We start from the raw sequence: 19929 nt of genomic DNA on the forward strand, positions 1-19929 counted from the left end.
AAATCTTCTCAATGACTTGGAACCTCGGCTATAACACAGACCTTGGCTATACCTATGGCTATTATCGGGAACAGGATCCAAGCTGGCTCGACCTCTGCGCACTCATCAAAGGCGCTGCCCCACCTAGCCTATGGGCGGGGGATCAATTGCGCTATCTCGAATTGGGATGTGGGCAAGGCTTGAATCTCTGTTTGATCGCCGCCTGTCACCCCCAGATCGAATTCGTCGGAATCGATTTCAATCCACAACATATCGCCCATGCGCAAAGGCTGGCGCACACCGCTGGTCTTCACAATGTGCGATTCATCGAGGGCAACTTCGTCGAGCTCGGCAGGGCCTGGCCTGCTGAGCTTGGTCGATTCCAGTATGCCTCGGCGCACGGGATCCTCTCCTGGATCGGGCGTACGGCCCGCGATGGACTGTATGCCTGTTTGGACGCAGCCTTACTGCCAGGCGCACTGGGCTATTTTTCATACAACACCCTGCCGGGGTGGCTTTCGACCCTGCCGGTACAGCATCTTTTAAGGCTTTGGCAGACACGCGAGGGACTCTCGAGCCTTAAGGCCATCGAACTCGGTCGAGCCCGCTTTGAGACGATGATTCAGGTCAATGCGGCTATGTGCCGTGTGCTGCCGGCGATGAGGGCGCGGATCGGGCAATTAGCCAAACACGACCGCAGCTATCTGGTCAATGAATATCTCCATGAAGAATGGACGGCCTTTTGGTTCGATGAACTTGCCGCCGAGATGTCACCCCACAAGCTCACCTATCTGGGGACTGCCGCAGCCGGCGATTGGTATCTGCCGGTGATGTTGCTGCCCGATTGGCGGGCGATCCTCAATCAATACGAAGACCCGATCATACGCGAAACCATGTTCGATGTATTGATCAATCAGTCCTTCCGCCGTGATCTCTGGATCAAGGGTCAAACACCGCTGTGGCTCGAGGATCAGCGGCAGGCGATCCTGAATCGGCGCTGTGTGCTTTTAAATCGTCCCCAACCCAAAGCAGAGGGTCAAAACCCCTATCAGTTCAATACCAGCCTGGGTGAGATCCAGGGCAAGCCCGAGGTCTATGGCCCGCTGTATGAGGCCGTTGCCGCTGGTCCCAAGACCATCGCTGAGCTGATGCACGTGCCGGTCGGCACCCCTGCCACTGGAGCAACGCCTGCGGCCAATCTCACCCTGGGAGATGTCTTAAAGGCGGTCGGTTTGATGCTGCATGCAGGGCATATTGCACTCGTGCACGAGGTCAAATCGGACAAGCCTGCCAAATCATTGAACCGCACGATCTTCAATGCCGTGCTCGCTGGGGGCCCTTACCGCCATGTCATCGCCTCAGCACTCCCCTGGGTCCTGATGGTCTCGGACGTCGATCTGATGCTCTGCGGGCTGTATCTCGCCAACCCCAAGGTCAATGCCCAACAGCTGGCCGGCCTTTGGGTGGATCGTCTCTCAAGCCTGGGACGCGGTCTCATCCATGAGGGTCAGTCACTCACCAGCCGCGAGACAATGCTGCCGCGGGCCCAGGAGCTGGCCACTGTATTCATCGAGCGGACTTTCCCTACCTGGCAGCGTTTAGGGGTGATATGAATCTCCTGTTCATCCACCAAAACTTCCCCGGCCAGTTCAAACATCCGGCCCCCGCCTTGGCCCAACGCGGCCATCGGGTCTTGGCGCTGCGGCTGCAAGAAGGCGGCCAGGTGCAGGACTGGCCGGGGGTTGGGGCGATCCCTTATCAGGCCGACCGCGGCACCAGCTCGAGCGTCCACCCCTGGATCGCCGATCTCGAGACCAAGGTGATCCGCGCCGAGGCCTGTTTTCGCGCTGCGCGCCGCTTGCGCGAGCAGGGATTTAAGCCAGACGCGATCATCGCCCACTCCGGCTGGGGGGAGAGCCTGTTTCTCAAAGAGCTCTGGCCGAAGGCGCAGCTGGGGATCTATTGCGAGTTCTTTTATCACCCGAAGGGCGCTGATGTCGGCTTCGACCCCGAATTTCCCTCCGCCGATCCCGAGGCAGAGGGCTGTTGCCTGCGGTTGAAGAACATCAATAACCTCCTGCATTTTGCCATCGCCGACACCGGTCTCTTCCCCACCCGCTGGCAGGCGGGCACCTTTCCCGAACCCTTTCGCAGTCGAATCGTTATCATCCACGACGGGATCGACACCAAGACGGTCAGCCCCAACCCAGGGGTGAGCCTGACCCTGAAGACAGGCGCAGGTGAGACCCGGCAACTGACCCGTGCCGATGAGGTGATCACCTTCGTCAACCGCAACCTCGAGCCCTATCGCGGCTTTCATGTCTTCATGCGCGCCCTGCCTGAGCTCTTGGCCCGCCGACCCCACGCGCGGGTATTGATCGTGGGGGGACAGGGAACGAGTTATGGTGCAGCGCCCGATCTGACGCACTACAAGGGGCTTAAGACCTGGCGCGAGATCTTCACCGCTGAGGTCAGGCCCTCGATCCCGGACCCCGATTGGGTGCGGGTGCATTTTTTAGGCAACCTCCCCTATCCCCAGTTCATCGCCCTGTTGCAGCTGACGACCGTCCATGTCTATCTCACCTATCCCTTTGTGCTTTCGTGGAGCCTCATCGAGGCGATGAGCGCGGGTTGCACGATCGTGGCAAGTCAGACCCCGCCAGTCAGCGAGGTGATCCACCACCAAGAGACCGGCTGGCTGGTGGATTTTTTCGATCGACAGGGGCTTGTCGATGCGGTGTGCGCCCTGCTCGATAACCCGATGATGCGCCAACGTCTGGGCGAAAACGCCCGCGCCTTTGTACAGGGGCACTATGACCTCAAGCGGGTCTGTCTGCCGCAGCAGATCGCCTGGGTGGAGGGGTTGCGCCAGGCTGGCACTTGCTCAGCCGTAGAATGGCAGGTCAGAGGTATAGAGACGGCGCGCATGATCTCACCAGACTGCCGAGCATTGGCATGCCGATCCTGATCGATTGGTCGCGACGCTGGCACCACCGCCTCGCACCGCCCAGCCCATTGCGGGATTATCTCGCCCGCTCCTTCCCCAACCCGCGCGCCGATTACCGTAGCGTCGAGTATTTGGCGGTCGATCTGGAGACCACAGGACTAGACCCACGCAAGGATGCGATCCTCAGTGTCGGCTATGTCGCCCTATATGGGCCGGAGATCCTCCTCGCCAGCGCCCGCCATCACCTGGTACGGGTTGATCGCGCCATCCCCGAGACCAGCGCCGTGATCCACCAGATCACCGATGACCAGGCCGCCAGCGGCCTGCCTTTGGAGGAGGTCCTTGGCGAGCTCTTGGGGGCACTCGCCGGACGGGTATTGATCGCCCATCACGCCGCGATCGAACTGGGTTTTTTATCTGCTGCCTGTCAACGACTCTGGGGTCAGGGATTGGTGGTCCGGCTCATCGATACACAGCTATTGGCCCAGCGTGCCCTAGACCGGCGCCAGCTCCCCTATAAGCCTGCGGATCTACGTCTACATGCACTGGCCAGCCGGTATAACCTGCCGCGTCACAGCGCCCACAATGCCTTAAGCGACGCAATCACCGCCGCCGAACTCTTCCTGGCTCAGGCGGCCTATCGCGACGATGGGCGGGGAGTGCGTCTGGCCGAATTTTTGTGTTGACCGGCTTGGGTCGCTAGCTTGGCTATTACCCAAGGGTTTATATTCATCGCGCCTCTCAGTCCTGCCGCCTCAAGGTCCAGGCGGTTTTTTTGAACATCAGCCCTAAATATAGAAGAAGATCGAGGAGCGCCCATGTCCGCAGACAAGCTCTATCCGGTTCCAGCGGCGATCGCTGCCAAGGCCCATATCAACGCCGAGCAATATGCAGCGATATATCAGCGATCGATCGAGGATCCAGCCGATTTTTGGGCCGAACAGGCCGAGCGCTTTGTCACCTGGAGCCGCAAATGGGATTCGGTCATGGACTATAGCTACCGTGCCGATGACCTTCATATCCAATGGTTTAGCGGTGGCAAGCTCAATGTCTCTTACAACTGTCTCGACCGGCATTTGGAAACCCGCGGCGATCAAGTGGCGATCATCTGGGAAGGGGATGACCCCAATGAAGACCGCAAGCTCACCTATCGCGAGTTGCATGCCGAGGTCTGTCGTCTGGCCAATGCGCTCAAAGCGCGCGGGGTCCAGAAGGGTGATCGGGTGTGTATCTATCTGCCGATGATCCCCGAGGCGGCGGTGGCGATGCTCGCCTGCGCTCGCATCGGGGCTATCCATTCGGTGGTGTTCGGGGGCTTTTCGCCGGACTCGCTGCGCGACCGGGTACTCGATTCGGAATGCAAGCTGCTGATCACCGCCGACGAGGGGGTGCGCGGTGGACGCCATGTCCCATTGAAAAAGAACGCCGACATCGCCTTGCGCGAGACCCCCAATGTCGAGACCGTGATCGTGGTCAAGCGCACTGGCGGAGCGATCGACTGGGTCGAGGGGCGGGATTATTGGTATCACGAGCTCGTGGGCGCAGCATCAATCGACTGCCCGCCTGAGGAGATGGATGCCGAGGACCCCTTGTTCATCCTCTATACCTCGGGCTCGACCGGCAAACCCAAGGGCGTGCTCCATACCAGCGGCGGCTATCTGGTCTATGCCGCTATGACACACAGATATACCTTTGACTACCAGGATGGTGAGGTCTATTGGTGCACCGCCGATGTCGGCTGGGTCACCGGCCATACCTATATCGTCTATGGCCCGCTCGCCAATGGGGCGATCTCGCTGATGTTCGAGGGGGTCCCTAACTATCCAGATATGTCGCGCTTCTGGCAGGTGGTGGACAAGCACCAGGTGGCCATCTTCTATACTGCCCCCACTGCTATCCGCTCGCTGATGCGCGCCGGCGACGAGCCGGTCAAAAAGACCTCGCGCCAGTCGTTGCGTATCCTGGGCTCGGTGGGTGAGCCGATCAATCCCGAGGCCTGGGAGTGGTATTATCACGTGGTCGGCGAGGGGCGCTGCCCGATCGTCGATACCTGGTGGCAGACCGAGACCGGCGGCCACCTGATCACTCCGCTGCCTGGGGCCACTCCGCTCAAGCCCGGCTCGGCCACCCGCCCCTTCTTCGGCATTGTGCCGGCCCTGGTCGATGCCAGTACCGGCGCCCTGATCAAGGGTCCAGGCAAAGGCGCCCTGGTCATCACCCGCCCCTGGCCCGGTCAGATGCGCACCGTCTTTGGAGACCACCAGCGCTTCATCGATACCTATTTCAAACAATATCCGGGCTATTATTTCACCGGCGATGGGGCGCGGCGCGATGCCGATGGCTATTATTGGATCACTGGACGCATCGATGATGTGCTGAATGTGTCTGGCCATCGCCTAGGGACCGCTGAGATCGAATCGGCCTTGGTGCTCCATCCCCATGTCGCAGAGGCAGCTGTGGTCGGGTATCCGCACGAGATCAAGGGACAGGGGATCTATGCCTATGTCACGCTCATGGCCGGGGTCGAGCCAACCGATGCCCTGAAGAAGGAGCTGATCGCCTTAGTGCGCGGTGAGATCGGCCCGATTGCGACCATTGACATCATCCAGTGGGCGCCGGGGCTGCCCAAGACCCGCTCGGGCAAGATCATGCGTCGCATCCTGCGCAAGATCGCGGCCAATGAGCTCGATAACCTGGGCGACACATCGACGCTCGCCGATCCCAGTGTGGTCGATGACCTGATCGAGAACCGAGCGATCAAATAAACCGCCCGGTCCGGCTTGGGTGGTCCAGGCCGGACCCCTGTTTAAACAGATGCCGGGGAGAAAGCAGGATCGCAGGGAGGCGTGGTGATGATCTTTATATTAAGGGCGCACGAGGCGCTGTCTGGCAAAACATATCTATTCAAGAGGTTTACGCTTGTCTACATCCGTTCGAGTCGGCGTGTTCGTCGATGCCGAGAACATCCGTTACAACGGCGGCTATCAGATGCGTTATGACGTCTTGCGCCGCTTTGCCGCCCGCAACGGCGGCGTCTTACAACGTCTGAATACTTATATGGCCTTCGACGCCGAGCGCGCGCGCGAGGATGTCGAATACCGCAAAAAGACCCATGCCTATCAGCAGATGGTGCGCGACTTCGGCTGGAAGATCACCGCCAAGACCGTGCGCCGTTATACCGATGAATCGGGCAACGTCACCACCAAGGCCAACTCTGACCTGGATATGGCGGTGGATGCCATGCTCCAGGCCAATCGGCTCGATCAGGTCCTCCTGGTCACGGGCGATGGCGATTTCTTGCAGGTCGTCGAGGCCCTGCAAAACGCCGGCTGTCGGGTCGAATTGATCGGTTTCAAAAACGTCTCGCGCCTGTTGCAACAGCGGGTCGATGCCTTTTATTCGGGCTTCCTCATCCCAGATCTCTTACCGATCTCCTATGAACCGCGCAATGAATGGGGTAAACCAGGTTCATGCGTGCGCGGGGTCTGCACCAAATGGTTCCCCGACAAGGGCTATGGCTTTTTGCGCTTTATGAACCAGATCTCGCCCAATCTGTGGGTCACCGACCCGCGCGAGTCCGATTCGCCCTATGTCAGCGTCTTCTGCCATGCCAATGAGCTGGCTGACGAGGTCACCGAGGAGCTCCTGATGAATCGCGAGACCGCACTCGAGTTCTATATCCAGGAAAGCGAGCAAAAGGACAATGGACTGGTGGCTAATAATGTGCGTCTGGCATTCTCGGTCAATCGATAGTCTCTGGGTGACTTGAAACGACGGGGGTGATCTGCAATGGCCAAGGATCAAGCCACCTTCAAACCCTCTGGGCTGGCCTGGCGACTGGTCAAGGAGCAGCTCATCTCCGAGTCCCAGATGCACGCCGCCTATCAAGAGGCGCGCGCCAAGGGACGCACCTTCGTCCAACACCTGGTCACCGAAAATATCCTTGAGCCGCGGCGCATCGCGGTCCTGGCCTCGCATGAGTTCGGCGTCCCCCTACTCGATCTGGATGCCTTCGATCCTGGACTCATGCCTATGAACCTGGTCGATGAGCGCCTGATCACCAAACATCGCGCTCTGCCGCTGATGCGCCGCGGCAACCGACTATTCCTGGCGCTGTCCGACCCTACCAATGAGCAGGCGATCGAAGAGATCCGGTTCAATACCGGTCTGATCACCGAACCCATCATCGTCGAGGACCACAAGCTGGGCGCTGCCATCGATAAGACGCTCCATGCCCAGGATACCTCACTGATCGGCGACTTCGCTGATGCCGATCTGGAAAAGCTGCAGATCGAGGGCGGCGACGATGAGGATACCGAGAACCTGGATGCCAATATCGATGAGGCCCCCATCGTCCGCTATGTCAACAAGATCCTGGTGGATGCCATCACCTCTGGCGCCTCGGATATCCATTTCGAGCCGTTTGAGAAGTTCTTCCGCATCCGCTTCCGCCAGGATGGGCTGCTGCGTGAGGTCGCCAACCCGCCGCTCAATATCGCTGGCCGTCTGGTCTCACGCCTGAAGGTCATGTCGCGCATGAATATCGCCGAGCGCCGGGTCCCCCAGGATGGTCGCATCAAGCTCAAGGTCAGCCGTACGCGCGACATCGATTTCCGGGTCAATACCTTGCCGACCCTCTATGGCGAAAAGGTGGTACTGCGGATCCTGGACTCGAGTGCGGCCCAGGTGGGGATCGACGCCCTGGGCTTTGAGCCTGAACAACGCGAGAATTTCCTCAAGGCCATCCAAAAACCATACGGCATGATCCTGGTCACTGGTCCCACCGGCTCAGGCAAGACCGTCTCGCTCTATACCGCCCTCAATATCCTCAATAAACCCGAGATCAATATCTCGACGGTCGAGGACCCCGTCGAGATCCAGGTCGCAGGGATCAATCAGGTCAATCTCAATCCCAAGAGCGGGCTTACCTTCGCCGAGGCCCTGCGCGCCTTCTTACGTCAAGATCCCGATGTCATCATGGTCGGCGAGATCCGTGATCTCGAGACCGCCGAGATCGCGGTCAAGGCCGCCCAGACCGGTCACCTAGTGCTCTCGACCCTCCATACCAACGATGCCCCCCAAACCCTGACGCGTCTGGCCAACATGGGGGTGCCACCATTCAACATCGCCTCTTCGGTATTGTTGATCATGGCCCAGCGCCTGGTGCGCCGGCTGTGCATCCATTGCCGCCAGCCCCTCGATCTCCCGCGCGCCGCCATGCTCGAGGAAGGCTTCACTGAGGAGGAGATCAATCAGGGATTTACCGTCTATGGACCCGTCGGCTGCGAAAAGTGCAACAAGGGCTACCGCGGACGCATCGGTATCTTTCAGGTCATGCCGATCTCAGAGGCGACCGCCCGTCTGATCATGGAGGGGGGCAATTCGCTCCAGCTCGCCAATCAAGCCAGGCGGGAAGGGATCTCAGATTTACGCCAATCTGGTCTGCGCAAGGTCAAGGCCGGGATCACCAGCCTTGAAGAGGTCAACCGCGTCACTCGGGACTAATGAGGAGTATCTGTTATGGCCGTCGCTGTGACCAAGGCCAAACCCACCCCCAAGAGCGATCAGGCAAACATCTTTGTGTGGGAGGGCACCGATCGGCGCGGCGCCCGACTCAAAGGCGAGATCCGCGCCCCCGACATCGCTGCCGTGCGCACCGACCTGCGCCGGCAAGGGGTCACTCCGCTCAAGGTCAAGCTCAAACCCAAGCCGCTCTTTAGCGGTGGCAAAAAAAAGATCACGGGGCAGGACCTTGCGGTTTTCACTCGTCAGCTTGCCACCATGATGGCGGCAGGTGTCCCCATGGTCCAGGCATTCGATATCGTCGGGCGCGGACACGAAAACCCGCGGATGCAGGACATCATCCTGTCGATCAAGCAGGACATCGAGAGCGGCACCGCCCTTTCCGTAGCCCTATCCAAATATCCGCTCTATTTCGATGACTTGGTTTGTAGTCTGGTCGCCGCCGGCGAGCAGGCGGGTGTGCTCGATGTCCTGCTCGACAAGATCGCGACCTACAAGGAAAAGACCGAATCGATCAAGGGCAAGATCAAAAAGGCCCTCTTTTATCCGGCGGCGGTCATCGTGGTCGCCATCGGCGTTAGCGCAGTCCTTTTGATCTTTGTTATCCCCCAGTTTAAGGAGCTCTTTTCCAGCTTTGGCGCTGATCTCCCCGCCTTCACCCTCATGGTCTTAGGGCTGTCGGATATTGTACGCCAATGGTGGTGGGCCATCCTTGGTGTCTTGGGGATCGCGGCCTATGCCTTTGGGTCGGCCTATAAGCGCTCCCGCCGCCTGCGTGAAGCGATCGATCGCTTAAGCCTCAAGATCCCGGTCATCGGCCCGATCCTGAATAAAGCCGCGATCGCCCGCTTTGCCCGCACCCTCTCGACCATGTTCGCTGCCGGCGTGCCCCTGGTTGAGGCCCTGCAATCGGTGGCTGGGGCGACGGGCAACGCCGTCTATCAGGAGGCGGTGCTCAAGATGCGCGAAGGGGTGGCGACGGGCCAATCCCTGCAATTGACCATGCGTCAACACGAACTCTTCCCGCACATGGTCATTCAGATGACCGCAATCGGCGAGGAGTCAGGCGCGCTCGACGCGATGCTCGGTAAGGTCGCCGATTTTTATGAAGAACAGGTGGACAACGCTGTCGATAGCTTAAGCAGCCTGCTCGAACCCCTGATCATGGTGGTCATCGGCAGTCTGGTCGGCAGCCTGGTGATCGCTATGTATCTACCGATCTTCAAGCTCGCCGCCGTCGTTTAAAAACCCTCGGGGGCGGAGATTCCGCCCCGACAGTATCTGTAATGAGCTGGATCGAATTGCTGGACATCCATCCTGTGCTGCTTGGTGCCCTGGGCCTGCTCCTGGGCCTGATCGTCGGCAGTTTTCTCAATGTCGTCATCTGGCGTCTGCCGCGGATCCTGGACGCAGGCTGGCGGCGCGAATGTGCAGAACTCTTGGGACTCGCAGCCGAAGGACCTGCCCCCCCACTCAGCCTGGCCTATCCGCCTTCGACCTGTCCCCATTGCGGCCATCGCATCCGCATCCATGAGAACATCCCGATCCTCAGCTATCTCATGTTGCGCGGGCGCTGTTCGGCCTGCAGCTCACCGATTGGGATCCGCTATCCGCTGATTGAGGGGTTGACCGCACTCCTGACCCTGATCGTCGTTTGGGCATTCGGACCGACCTGGCCAGGCGCAGCGGCCCTGATCCTGACCTGGACCCTGATCGCGCTCGCTGCCATCGACCTCGATACCCAGCTCCTGCCCGATGCCATCACCCAACCCATGCTCTGGCTGGGCCTGATCTTGAGCCTATTTGGGGTTTTTGCCGACAGTCATTCGGCGATCATCGGGGCGGTCGCCGGTTATCTCAGCCTGTGGACGGTCTTTCAGCTGTTTCGCCTGACCACCGGCAGGGAGGGGATGGGCTATGGGGACTTTAAGCTCTTGGCGATGCTTGGGGCCTGGCTGGGGTGGCAGTATCTGCCGCAGATCCTTTTGCTCTCTGCAGTGGTCGGTGCCCTGACCGGCAGCCTCCTGATCCTGATGCGCCGTCATGAGGCGGGGCGCCCCCTGCCCTTTGGCCCTTATCTCGCTGCTGCCGGTTGGATCAGTCTGATGTGGGGCGATGCGATCAATGTCGCCTATCTGCAGCTCAGCGGCTTGGCTGGATAGACCCAACGTCCTGTGCCAAACGGACCTGAGCGCATCCGCCCCTATACAGTCGCCTTGACCGGCGGGATCGGCAGCGGCAAGAGCACGGTCGCCCAGGGCTTTGCCGAGCTTGGCGCCGGCGTCATCGATACCGATGCGATCGCCCATGAACTAACCACACCCCAAGGACCAGCCATCGCGCCGATCCTGGCTGCCTTTGGTCCTATGATCCTGAGCGCAGAGGGATGGCTTGATCGCGCTTGCCTGCGCCGGATCGTTTTTGCTGATCCAGAGGCACGCCGACGGCTGGAGGCGATCCTGCATCCCATGATCGAGCGGGTCATGCTCGAGCGGCTCCAGTCCCTGAACGCCGACTATGTCCTCCTGGTGATCCCCTTGCTCTTCGAGACCGGCCAGGAACGCCATGCCGACCGCGTGCTCGTCGTCGATGTCCCCGAGACCATCCAGGTCGCGCGGGTGATGGCCCGCAGCGGTCTAAGCGCAGAGGAGGTGCAAAGAATCATCGCCGTCCAGCTCCCGCGCCATGAACGCATCGCGCGCGCCCATGACCTGATCGACAATAGCGGCGCCCCGCAAGATCTTGAGCCTCAGATCCAGCGGTTGCATGCGCAATATCTGCGGCTTGCCGGCGCGTAACCCATTGACAAAAGGGCGATCAGCCAAGGATAATCTTCAGACTTAACGCTGCTTTAGCTTAACCAAGCGCCCGTAGCTCAGTTGGATAGAGTACCTGGCTACGAACCAGGTGGTCGGGAGTTCGAATCTCTCCGGGCGCGCCATTCACTTCTTGACAAGAAACACATGCTTTTGAAATTGAGTGAGCTGTCCTGATGTCGTGGGCATGGAAAGACGAGACATGAGATTGCTGTCGTTTGCGGCGCGCGAAGGGGCCCAAGGACAAGCGCGCCGGGCAATGTCCGGGTAGGTCTCCTCAAGCCACGTCTTGCCCGCCGGCGGGCTTTGCTCATAGGCGCGCCGAATCGGTTTCTGGGGCGTCAATCCCCAGCGCACCATGTACTTGCCCTCCCCCTGCGGCCTGAGCTCGATGCCAAAACAGCCGAGGATCAACTGCCGCACCGCCTGCCGGCTCCACAGCGCAAACGGCAGCTTCAGCTGATCCGGTGTCCCGTCGCACATGAGCTTGCGTATCTGGGCGTCCTGCTCCGCCAACAGCGCCCGCTTCTCACCCACCTTTCCTTGAGCTCTTGAGCCCCTTCGCGCCCATAGCCTTTGCAGATGTCGAACACCCCTGCGCCCAACAATCCCCTCTGCGCGCCTATCGCTTCATACGTCCAGCTACGCCGCCGCTCTTCGCGCGCCGCAAACGACAGCAATCTCATGTCTCGTCTTTCCATGCCCACGACATCAGGACAGCTCACTCAATTTCAAAAGCATGTGTTTCTTATCAATAATGAGCTGTAATCCTTACAAAAAGACGTTGACCATCCCCTTTTCTCCCTTTCCTGTATCGGAAAGACAACCAGCGCAGGCTCGCTGAGTTGATCGGCGATTTCATGACGGATTTCCTCGCGGCGCGTCAACAGCGCGTCAACACACGCCGCACCAGGGCGATGAGGTCGTCGAAAAAGCCACGGGCGCAGTGAAACCCAGCGCTGCTTTTTCTTCGACCAGATCGATTACCTGCACGCGCCTAAACGCTGGCCGGATGTGCGCGCCTTTGCAGTCATTGTTGCCGAGCGCATCGTCAATGGCAAAACTGCAATGGTCCAGCTCGCCTGGACAGCTACCGGGATGGAATCAGCCAAGGCCGGTGCCGGAGGTTGGTTTTGAGCCTCCCAGATCTAGAGGATTGTCGCCTGCACGCTGTGGAGCCTGTGGGCAGGACGTGATGGCATGCCGGACGGTGGTCGCGAATAGGGTGATGGGTCGGCCAAGTCCATGACGTACAGGTAGTCACGCACGCCGGTGCCGTCCAGCGTGGGATAGTCGTTGCCCCAGACGTCAGACGTTCAAGTGCGGCAGTTGCCCAGCGGCCACGCGGGCGATGTAGGGCATCAGATTGTTCGGGATGACGTTCGGGTCTTCGCGGATGAGGCGGGATTCATGCGCCCCCACCGGGTTGAAATAGCGCAGGACGGCGCTGCGCCAACTGCTGTCGCTTGCTGCGAGCTCCTGCGGCATCGCCTCAATGTGCAGCTTGGTGCGGCGGCCGTAGGGGTTGGTAGCGCCAGTTGGGTGCACCTCATCGAGCGGCAGGTATTGCAGCTGCCCGTAAACGGTGGCGCTGCTGGAAAAGACGAGCTGGCGCACACCCTCATCGGTCATCGCGGAGAGCAGGCTAAAGGTGACCACCCCCTTTAAGCAGGGTATTGATCCCCTCGATCGTTTCCTTGGCATCGCCGAACACCAGATAGGTGTTGTCTTGATAAAAAAGTAGATTATCGACGCCTGAATAGCCCGGGCGCATGGAACGCTTGAGGAAAAAGACCTGACGCGCCCGCCCGGCCTCGAGGATCGGCATGCCATAGATCGGGCTGGTCTTATCCTCCTTGGCCGCCGGGTTGACCACGTCGTTGGCCCCCACCACCAAGACCACGTCGGCACTGGGAAATTCGGGGTTGATCTCATCCATCTCTAGGACTTGGTCGTAGGGGATATCGGCCTCGGCCAAGAGCACATTCATGTGGCCGGGCATGCGCCCGGCGACAGGGTGGATGGCAAACTTGACCTCCACACCGCGCCCGCTCAACAGATTATAGAATTCCTTGAGCGCATGCTGGGCCTGGGAGACCGCCATGCCATAGCCGGGGACGACGATGACCTTGTTGGCGTCCTCCATCCAATAGACCACCTCCTCCACCGAGGCCGATTTCACCCTCTTCTCGGCAGCCTGGCCGATCGCACTTTCGCCTGAACCGCCATCCGAGCCAAAGCCGCCGAAGACGACGTTGATGATCGAGCGGTTCATCGCCCGGCACATGATGTAGGAAAGGATCGCACCCGAGCAGCCGACCAGGGCGCCGGTGATGATGAGCAGGTTGTTATGCAGGGTGAAACCGGTCGCCGCCGCCGCCCAGCCCGAATAGCTGTTGAGCATCGAGATGATCACCGGCATGTCCGCCCCGCCGATCGGGATGATGAGGGTGACGCCGATGACCAGGGCAAGCAGGGTCATCAAGGCCAGGGACCAGACCTGGCCGGTCAGGGCAAAATGGACGGCAAGGGCGACGGTCAAGAGACCGAGCAGGGTATTGAGCGCATGCTGGCCCTGAAACCGCACTGGCGCCCCCGAGAGGATCCCCTGCAGCTTACCGAAGGCGATGACCGACCCCGTAAAGGTGATGGCGCCGATCACCACGCCTGCTGAGATCTCGCCCATCAGGACACCGGTGAGCGCCCCTTTGACCTGATGATCGAAAAAGGTGCCAATCCCCACCAGGACGGCGGCAAGTCCCACAAAGCTATGCAGGGCAGCGACCAGTTGTGGCATGGCCGCCATCTGGATGCGCATGGCGACGATCGCGCCGATGACCGCGCCCAGGGCGATGCCGACGAGGATGAAGCCATAGGACCTGACCTCACCGCCGGCGAGGGTCGCGCCCACGGCAATCGCCATCCCGAGTATAGCAAATAGATTGCCGCGCCGGGCGCTTTTGGGATGGGTAAGGCCATTGAGACCCAGGATGAACAAGACCGCCGCTGCCAGGTAGGCCAGGGCCTGTTGATTGACCGTCAGTTCCATCGCCTGCTGCCCTTAGCCTGTCTTTTTCTTAAACATCGACAGCATCCGGTGGGTGACCAGGAAGCCGCCGAAGACATTGATCGAGGCGAGCAAGACCGCGACAAAACCCGCGATCTGTACCCCTAGCCCAGCCTCTGGATCACCTGCCACCAAGAGCGCGCCGATCAACACGATCCCTGAGATGGCATTGGTTAAGGCAACCAGGGGGGTGTGTAGAGAGGGCGTCACCCCCCAGATCACCCAATAGCCGATGAAACAGGCCAGGACGAAGACATAGAGCGCAACCAGCGCCGGATCGAGTGACTCAGTCATACTGCAGGACTCCTGAAAGGATGGGATAGCGACTGCTCATCAATGGAGCCAATCAAGACCGCGCCTGGATCAGCATGGCCGCCGTGATCTCGTCAGCGGTCAGGTCCTTCAACTCTAGACCTGTCTCGACGCGTTCCACCATAATCTCCAGGAGATTTAATATGTTGCGCGCATAAAAGGAGCTGGCGTCGGCCGGGACCAGGGCCGGGAAATTGGTGATCCCGACAAGCGTTACCCCATGCCGCTCGACGATCTCATCGGCGATGGTGAGCGGACAGTTGCCGCCGCTTGCTGCCGCGAGGTCCACGATCACCGAACCCGGACGCATCCGCTCGACCACCGCTTCGCTCACCAGGACCGGCGCGGGCCGGCAGGGAATCTGGGCGGTGGTGATGATGACATGCGCCTTGAGCAAGACCTCGGCGAGCGCCGCCTGTTGACGGGCCTTGGCCTCATCCGAAAGCTCACGCGCATAACCGCCCTCACCCGCCCCGCTTTCGCCAAGATCGAGGTCGATCGGCTTGGCGCCGAGCGATAGGATCTGCTCGCGGGTCTCGGGGCGCACGTCATAGGCCAAGACCTCGGCGCCCAGGCGCCGGGCGGTGGCGATCGCTTGAAGCCCAGCCACGCCTGCGCCGAGCACCACCACCCGCGCCGGTTTTGCCGAACCTGCTGCGGTCATCATCATGGGGAAGAACCGCCCATAACGCGCCGCCGCCTCGATGACCGCACGATACCCCGCGATATTGGCCTGCGAGGAAAGGACATCCATCGCCTGGGCGCGCGAGATGCGCGGCATGCGTTCGAGCGCCAGGACCCGCATCCCCTTGGCGAGCATGGCGGCGATCACCGGGTCCTCGCCGCAAGACTCGATGAGACCGACATAGACCCCACCTGGACGCATGGCCTCGACCTCAGCGGGCTCCGCCCGGCGGACCTTCAGCAGGAGATCGACGTCCAAGGCCCCGGCGCGGTCGGTGATCTGCGCGCCAGCCGCGACATACTCGGCGTCTGGATAGCCCGCGCGCTCGCCGGCGCCGGCCTCGACCATGACCTCGAGGCCCTGACTGACGAGCCTCTTGACCACCTCGGGTATGGAGGCGACGCGCGTTTCGCCTGGGCGGGTCTCCAACGGGATTCCGATCTTCATCGTTTGATAAAACCTATGACTAAAGCCCCTCGACGGCAAAATCTGCGTATTATTGCGAGCCTTCAGCGCGATCGCAACCCTGCATGTACCCTCTGAACCGGCCTACAATAGTGCCCTTAAACGCGCATACCTTGTCATCATGCCATGCCCTGGTTACAACTGATCCTGACCGCCCCAAGGCACCAGGCCAAGGCGCTGGACGAGGCGCTCACTGCCGCAGGTGCCCTGGCGGTGACCTTAAGCGACGCAGGCGACGAGCCGCAGCTCGAACCCGCCCCAGGCGCAACGCCCCTGTGGTCCGAGGTCAGGCTGACGGCGCTCTTTGCCGATGACCCCGCAAGCGCATCCCAGATGAACCAATTGGCGCAGGATCTTGCCGAGGGGCTCGGCGTAGAGCCGGTCATCGGGCGTCTGGAGGATCAGGTCTGGGAGCGGGTGTGGTTGAAAGACTTTAAACCGACCCGTTTCGGCGAGCGGCTGTGGGTTTGTCCGCGGGAGCAGGCGGTTGAAAGACCTGGGTCGGCGGTGGTCGCCTTGGACCCCGGGCTTGCCTTTGGCACCGGTCATCACGCCACTACCGCATTGTGCCTGGAGTGGCTGGATGGGGCGGATCTTGACGGCAAGACGGTGCTCGATGTCGGCTGCGGGTCGGGGATCCTGGCGATCGCAGCCCTCAAGCTCGGGGCTGTGCGGGCGATCGCAGTCGATCACGACCCCCAGGCGCTCTCTGCCACCCACGACAATGCCGCGGTCAATGGTGTATTGGATCGCTTGACGATCCTCTCCCCCGAAGCGCTGGCCGAGCCGCGCGTCGAGGTCCTGGTCGCCAATATCCTCGCCGGTACCCTGATCGCACTCGCCCCCCGTTTGTGCTCCCTCTTGCTGCCTGGCGGGGCGCTTGCGCTCTCGGGCATCCTGGCTGAACAGATCAACCAGGTCGAGGCCGCCTATCGCCCTTGGATCGCCTGGGAAAGGCCGCGCCTGCGCGAGGGCTGGGCGCTCCTTTCCGGTCGGCGTCTGGGGGATAGTGCGCCATGAACGCCCCGCAACAGACCGCTGCCGCACCCTTGATCCGCCCGCTGCGGATCGGCGGTATTGCGCTCGCCCACAACCTGATCCTTGCACCCATGGCGGGTGTCGCCGATCGGCCCTTTCGTACCCTCTGCCGGCGTCTGGGTGCGGCGCTCGCCGTCTCCGAGATGCTCACCGCACAAACCGCGCTCTGGACGAGCCCCAAATCGGTCGCACGTCTCGATCACCATGGCGAACCCGGCCCGATCGTCGTCCAGCTCTTGGGTACCGACCCTGAGTTGCTCGCCGAGGCGGCGCGTCTTCAGGTCGATCGCGGCGCCCAGATCATCGATCTCAATCTCAGCTGCCCCGCCAAGAAGGTCTGCCGGACAGGGGCAGGGGCGGCACTGCTGCGCGATGAACTCAAGGTCGCGCATATCCTTGAGGCCGTGGTCGGCGCCGTGGCTGTCCCCGTGACCCTCAAGATCCGCACGGGCGACTCGCCCGAGACCCGCAATGCACTGCGGATCGCCGAGATCGCCCAAGCCTCTGGGATCGCGGCGCTGACGGTGCATGGGCGCACCACCGCCTGCGGCTATGACCGGCCTGCCGAGCATGAGACGGCGCGCCTGATCCGCGCGCGCCTTTCTATCCCCTTGATCGCCAATGGCGACATCGACTCGCCTGAGTCGGTGCGCCGGGTCTTGAGCGATACGGACGCCGATGGACTGATGATCGGGCGTGCGGCCTTGGGTCGCCCCTGGATCTTTCGCGAGATCCTCACCGCCTTGTCGCCCGCGGCTACGCAGGGGAAGCTCGATCGGGATGGGCTTGCGCCCGATCTGAGCGAATATCTAACCGAACACCTGGAGTCCATCTATGCCCTCTACGGCGAAGCGCGGGGGGTACGGGTGGCGCGCAAACACCTCGGCTGGTATTGCCGGCGTCTGAGCCAGGACCCAGGTTTGGGCGCAAGGATCAACCAGAGCGCCTCGGCACGCGAACAGCATGCCCTATTGCGCGAGCTCCTCGCGGGCGATTGGGCAAAGGCTGGTATGTCCGAGCAAAGGCCGCTGGGTCCCAGTCAATGCTTGCACCTTAGGGAGACCTGGCCCATTGCGGGTCGACCTTGACCGCTGGCCTGCCAGTGGTGTTGATCAACCTCGCCCAACGGAGCATCCATCCGCATGAAGCGCACTGCCCTGACCACCTCTTCTATACCCGCAGCAGCCAACTCACTCGCTGCGAGCCAGCCCCTGGCCGAGTGTGTACGCTTGGCGATCGAGACCTATCTTGCCCAGATGGGGGATTATGCCGTCGAAGGGCTTTACGACCTGGTCATCCGCGAGGTCGAGCGTCCGCTGTTCGAGGCCGTGCTCAGACACAGCCGGGGCAATCTCACCCAGGCGGCGCGGATGCTCGGCCTCAATCGCAATACCCTGCGCAAGCGTCTTGCGGCACATGGGATTATCCGCGAATAGAGACAAACCCCTTGGGATCGATGCCTTGGATGGTGCACAATCTCTCGGATGACAACCCTCAGTGCGCCAATTTGCACCGACCAACTCCAATCTGGACCCCTGCTGCCATGCAACCCATTCGCCGCGCCCTCATCAGTGTCTCGGATAAAAGCGGTCTCATCGAGTTTGCCGGCGTGCTCGCCGCCCGCGGGGTGGAGATCCTATCCACTGGCGGGACGGCCCGTCTTTTGGCCGATCACGGGCTGACGGTGGTCGAGGTCTCGGATCATACCGGCTTCCCCGAGATGATGGACGGACGTCTCAAGACCCTGCACCCACGTATCCACGGCGGGATCTTGGGACGGCGGGGGATCGATGACGCCGCCATGGAGCGCCACGCCATCTCGCCGATCGATCTCGTCGTGGTCAATCTCTATCCTTTCGAGCAGACTATCGCCGATCCCGGCTGCGACCTCAAGACCGCGATCGAACAGATCGACATCGGTGGGCCGGCCCTGCTGCGCGCCGCGGCCAAGAACCACAAGGATGTCGCAGTGGTGGTCGATCCCGCCGATTACCCGCGCGTCGCCGCTGAGATCCAGGCCACAGGCGCGGTAAACGACGAGACGCGCTTTAAACTCGCGTGTAAGGTCTTTGCACATACGGCGCGCTACGACGGTGTGATCGCCAATTATCTGGCGCGCCATCTGGAGCCGGAGCAGCGCTTCCCCCGCACCCTGACGCTCCAGTTCAAACGCCAGCAGTCGCTGCGCTATGGCGAAAACCCGCATCAAAGCGCAGCGCTCTATGTCGAGCAGCCGCTCAAGTCAGTCGGCATCCCCGGCGCCCGCCAGCTCCAGGGCAAAGAGCTCTCGTTTAATAACATCGCCGATGCGGATGCTGCCCTCGAATGCGTCAAACAATTCGACGAGTCGCCGGCCTGTGTCATCGTCAAGCACGCCAATCCCTGCGGTGTAGCCCTGGGCGAGAGCCCGCTTGCGGCCTATGAGGGCGCTTATCGCACCGACCCTGAGTCGGCATTCGGGGGGATCATCGCCTTCAACTGCCCCCTGGATGCCGAGACCGCGCGGGCGATCAGCGAGCGCCAGTTCGTCGAGGTGATCATCGCCCCTGAGTTCGAGAAGGGCGCGCGCTCGGTCCTTGCAGCCAAGCCCAATGTCCGGCTGCTCGCCTGTGGCAGCTGGCAGGGTGAGCTCAAGGAGCGGCTGGACCTCAAACACATCACCGGTGGGATCTTGGTCCAGGACGCAGACATCGAGCTCATCGATGCGCTGCGCACCGTTACCCAGCGCGCCCCAAGCGAGGACGAGTTTGCCGATCTTTTATTTGCCTGGCGCGTTGCCAAGTTCGTCAAGTCAAACGCCATCGTCTATGCCAAGGGGGGGATGACCCTGGGAATTGGCGCGGGTCAGATGAGCCGGGTCAATTCGGCGCGCATCGCGGTGATCAAGGCCGAGCAAGCGAGTCTGGACCTTAAAGGCGCGGTCATGGCCTCGGATGCCTTCTTTCCGTTTCGCGATGGGATCGATCAGGCCGCGGCGGTGGGGATCCAGGCGGTCATCCAGCCAGGCGGCTCGCTGCGCGATGCCGAGGTCATCGCCGCAGCAGACGAGCACGGCATGGCGATGGTCTTCACCGGCATGCGTCATTTCAGGCACTGA

18 protein-coding genes and 1 tRNA gene are annotated in these 19929 nt (G+C 61.3%); 14 read left to right on the top strand and 5 right to left on the bottom strand.

From position 1 onward, the window contains the following. The first annotated feature begins 11 nt into the window (after positions 1-11). The 10 genes from GWK36_RS13465 to GWK36_RS13510 all read left to right on the top strand — a co-directional run bounded on the left by GWK36_RS13465 (position 12) and on the right by GWK36_RS13510 (position 11390). On the top strand, positions 12-1592 hold the full coding sequence (locus GWK36_RS13465; protein WP_166271853.1) for a class I SAM-dependent methyltransferase: 1581 nt from the start codon (positions 12-14) through the stop codon (positions 1590-1592). Further along, positions 1589-2947: a glycosyltransferase gene (locus GWK36_RS13470; RefSeq protein ID WP_166271855.1), complete on the top strand. Its 1359-nt coding sequence runs from the start codon at positions 1589-1591 to the stop codon at positions 2945-2947. The genes GWK36_RS13465 and GWK36_RS13470 overlap by 4 nt, the downstream gene beginning before the upstream one ends. Beyond that, positions 2935-3612, top strand: a complete 678-nt coding sequence (locus GWK36_RS13475) for an exonuclease domain-containing protein (protein ID WP_166271857.1) — start codon at positions 2935-2937, stop codon at positions 3610-3612. Before GWK36_RS13470 ends, GWK36_RS13475 begins: the two co-directional genes overlap by 13 nt. 132 nt (positions 3613-3744) lie before the next feature. Next, positions 3745-5691 (top strand): acetate--CoA ligase, encoded by a 1947-nt coding sequence (gene acs, locus GWK36_RS13480; protein WP_166271859.1) that lies wholly within the window; start codon positions 3745-3747, stop codon positions 5689-5691. Between the two features lie 154 nt (positions 5692-5845). After that, on the top strand, positions 5846-6679 hold the full coding sequence (locus GWK36_RS13485) for a LabA-like NYN domain-containing protein (protein ID WP_166271861.1): 834 nt from the start codon (positions 5846-5848) through the stop codon (positions 6677-6679). A 36-nt stretch (positions 6680-6715) separates the two neighbouring features. Next, the gene (pilB, locus tag GWK36_RS13490) at positions 6716-8431 is read left to right on the top strand and encodes a type IV-A pilus assembly ATPase PilB (protein WP_166271863.1); all 1716 of its coding nucleotides are present in this window, start codon (positions 6716-6718) and stop codon (positions 8429-8431) included. Positions 8432-8446: 15 nt separating this feature from the next. Then, a complete protein-coding gene (locus GWK36_RS13495; RefSeq protein ID WP_166271865.1) occupies positions 8447-9694 on the top strand; it encodes a type II secretion system F family protein in 1248 nt (415 codons plus the stop codon). Positions 9695-9735: 41 nt separating this feature from the next. Further along, complete coding sequence (locus GWK36_RS13500; RefSeq protein WP_166271867.1) at positions 9736-10611, top strand: prepilin peptidase; 876 nt, start codon at positions 9736-9738, stop codon at positions 10609-10611. 12 nt (positions 10612-10623) lie between these two features. Then, a complete protein-coding gene (gene coaE / locus GWK36_RS13505) occupies positions 10624-11247 on the top strand; it encodes a dephospho-CoA kinase (protein WP_246237585.1) in 624 nt (207 codons plus the stop codon). A gap of 66 nt (positions 11248-11313) precedes the next feature. After that, positions 11314-11390: transfer RNA gene (locus tag GWK36_RS13510), tRNA-Arg, on the top strand. 1 nt (position 11391) lies between these two features. Here GWK36_RS13510 and GWK36_RS13515 read toward each other — a convergent pair. From GWK36_RS13515 to GWK36_RS13530, 5 genes are all read right to left on the bottom strand, one after another. Further along, a complete protein-coding gene (locus GWK36_RS13515; protein ID WP_166271869.1) occupies positions 11392-11802 on the bottom strand; it encodes a helix-turn-helix domain-containing protein in 411 nt (136 codons plus the stop codon). A gap of 771 nt (positions 11803-12573) precedes the next feature. Continuing rightward, positions 12574-12897, bottom strand: coding sequence for an NAD-dependent epimerase/dehydratase family protein (locus GWK36_RS15600; RefSeq protein WP_425482761.1), 324 nt, complete (start codon positions 12895-12897; stop codon positions 12574-12576). Between the two features lie 13 nt (positions 12898-12910). Then, positions 12911-14314 carry an NAD(P)(+) transhydrogenase (Re/Si-specific) subunit beta gene (locus GWK36_RS15605; protein WP_246237586.1) on the bottom strand — a complete coding sequence of 468 codons (1404 nt, stop codon included), beginning with the start codon at positions 14312-14314 and terminating at the stop codon, positions 12911-12913. Between the two features lie 12 nt (positions 14315-14326). Next, positions 14327-14626, bottom strand: coding sequence for a proton-translocating transhydrogenase family protein (locus GWK36_RS13525; protein WP_166271871.1), 300 nt, complete (start codon positions 14624-14626; stop codon positions 14327-14329). 52 nt (positions 14627-14678) lie between these two features. Next, complete coding sequence (locus GWK36_RS13530) at positions 14679-15776, bottom strand: Re/Si-specific NAD(P)(+) transhydrogenase subunit alpha (RefSeq protein WP_166271873.1); 1098 nt, start codon at positions 15774-15776, stop codon at positions 14679-14681. A gap of 144 nt (positions 15777-15920) precedes the next feature. On the opposite strand from GWK36_RS13530, the gene prmA reads away from it, so the two are divergent. The 4 genes from prmA to purH all read left to right on the top strand — a co-directional run bounded on the left by prmA (position 15921) and on the right by purH (position 19929). Beyond that, a complete protein-coding gene (gene prmA, locus GWK36_RS13535; RefSeq protein ID WP_166271875.1) occupies positions 15921-16814 on the top strand; it encodes a 50S ribosomal protein L11 methyltransferase in 894 nt (297 codons plus the stop codon). An 89-nt stretch (positions 16815-16903) separates the two neighbouring features. After that, positions 16904-17920, top strand: a complete 1017-nt coding sequence (gene dusB / locus GWK36_RS13540) for a tRNA dihydrouridine synthase DusB (protein WP_246237856.1) — start codon at positions 16904-16906, stop codon at positions 17918-17920. A gap of 54 nt (positions 17921-17974) precedes the next feature. Continuing rightward, positions 17975-18268, top strand: coding sequence for a helix-turn-helix domain-containing protein (locus GWK36_RS13545; protein ID WP_166271879.1), 294 nt, complete (start codon positions 17975-17977; stop codon positions 18266-18268). Positions 18269-18375: 107 nt separating this feature from the next. Then, the gene (gene purH, locus GWK36_RS13550; protein ID WP_166271881.1) at positions 18376-19929 is read left to right on the top strand and encodes a bifunctional phosphoribosylaminoimidazolecarboxamide formyltransferase/IMP cyclohydrolase; all 1554 of its coding nucleotides are present in this window, start codon (positions 18376-18378) and stop codon (positions 19927-19929) included.

The sequence above is a fragment of the Caldichromatium japonicum genome (genome assembly GCF_011290485.1).
GTDB lineage: Bacteria > Pseudomonadota > Gammaproteobacteria > Chromatiales > Chromatiaceae > Thermochromatium > Thermochromatium japonicum.

Excerpts from the sequence above, each read along its gene's own strand:
- GWK36_RS13495 (WP_166271865.1), top strand. The coding sequence starts at position 8,447 with ATGGCCGTCGCTGTGACCAAGGCCAAACCCACCCCCAAGAGCGATCAG.
- purH (WP_166271881.1), top strand. The coding sequence starts at position 18,376 with ATGCAACCCATTCGCCGCGCCCTCATCAGTGTCTCGGATAAAAGCGGT.
- GWK36_RS13530 (WP_166271873.1), bottom strand. The coding sequence starts at position 15,776 with ATGAAGATCGGAATCCCGTTGGAGACCCGCCCAGGCGAAACGCGCGTC.
- dusB (WP_246237856.1), top strand. The coding sequence starts at position 16,904 with ATGGCGGGTGTCGCCGATCGGCCCTTTCGTACCCTCTGCCGGCGTCTG.
- GWK36_RS13525 (WP_166271871.1), bottom strand. The coding sequence starts at position 14,626 with ATGACTGAGTCACTCGATCCGGCGCTGGTTGCGCTCTATGTCTTCGTC.
- GWK36_RS13470 (WP_166271855.1), top strand. The coding sequence starts at position 1,589 with ATGAATCTCCTGTTCATCCACCAAAACTTCCCCGGCCAGTTCAAACAT.
- GWK36_RS13475 (WP_166271857.1), top strand. The coding sequence starts at position 2,935 with ATGCCGATCCTGATCGATTGGTCGCGACGCTGGCACCACCGCCTCGCA.
- GWK36_RS13465 (WP_166271853.1), top strand. The coding sequence starts at position 12 with ATGACTTGGAACCTCGGCTATAACACAGACCTTGGCTATACCTATGGC.
- GWK36_RS13500 (WP_166271867.1), top strand. The coding sequence starts at position 9,736 with ATGAGCTGGATCGAATTGCTGGACATCCATCCTGTGCTGCTTGGTGCC.
- pilB (WP_166271863.1), top strand. The coding sequence starts at position 6,716 with ATGGCCAAGGATCAAGCCACCTTCAAACCCTCTGGGCTGGCCTGGCGA.
- GWK36_RS15600 (WP_425482761.1), bottom strand. The coding sequence starts at position 12,897 with ATGACCGATGAGGGTGTGCGCCAGCTCGTCTTTTCCAGCAGCGCCACC.
- GWK36_RS15605 (WP_246237586.1), bottom strand. The coding sequence starts at position 14,314 with ATGGAACTGACGGTCAATCAACAGGCCCTGGCCTACCTGGCAGCGGCG.
- GWK36_RS13545 (WP_166271879.1), top strand. The coding sequence starts at position 17,975 with ATGAAGCGCACTGCCCTGACCACCTCTTCTATACCCGCAGCAGCCAAC.
- acs (WP_166271859.1), top strand. The coding sequence starts at position 3,745 with ATGTCCGCAGACAAGCTCTATCCGGTTCCAGCGGCGATCGCTGCCAAG.
- prmA (WP_166271875.1), top strand. The coding sequence starts at position 15,921 with ATGCCCTGGTTACAACTGATCCTGACCGCCCCAAGGCACCAGGCCAAG.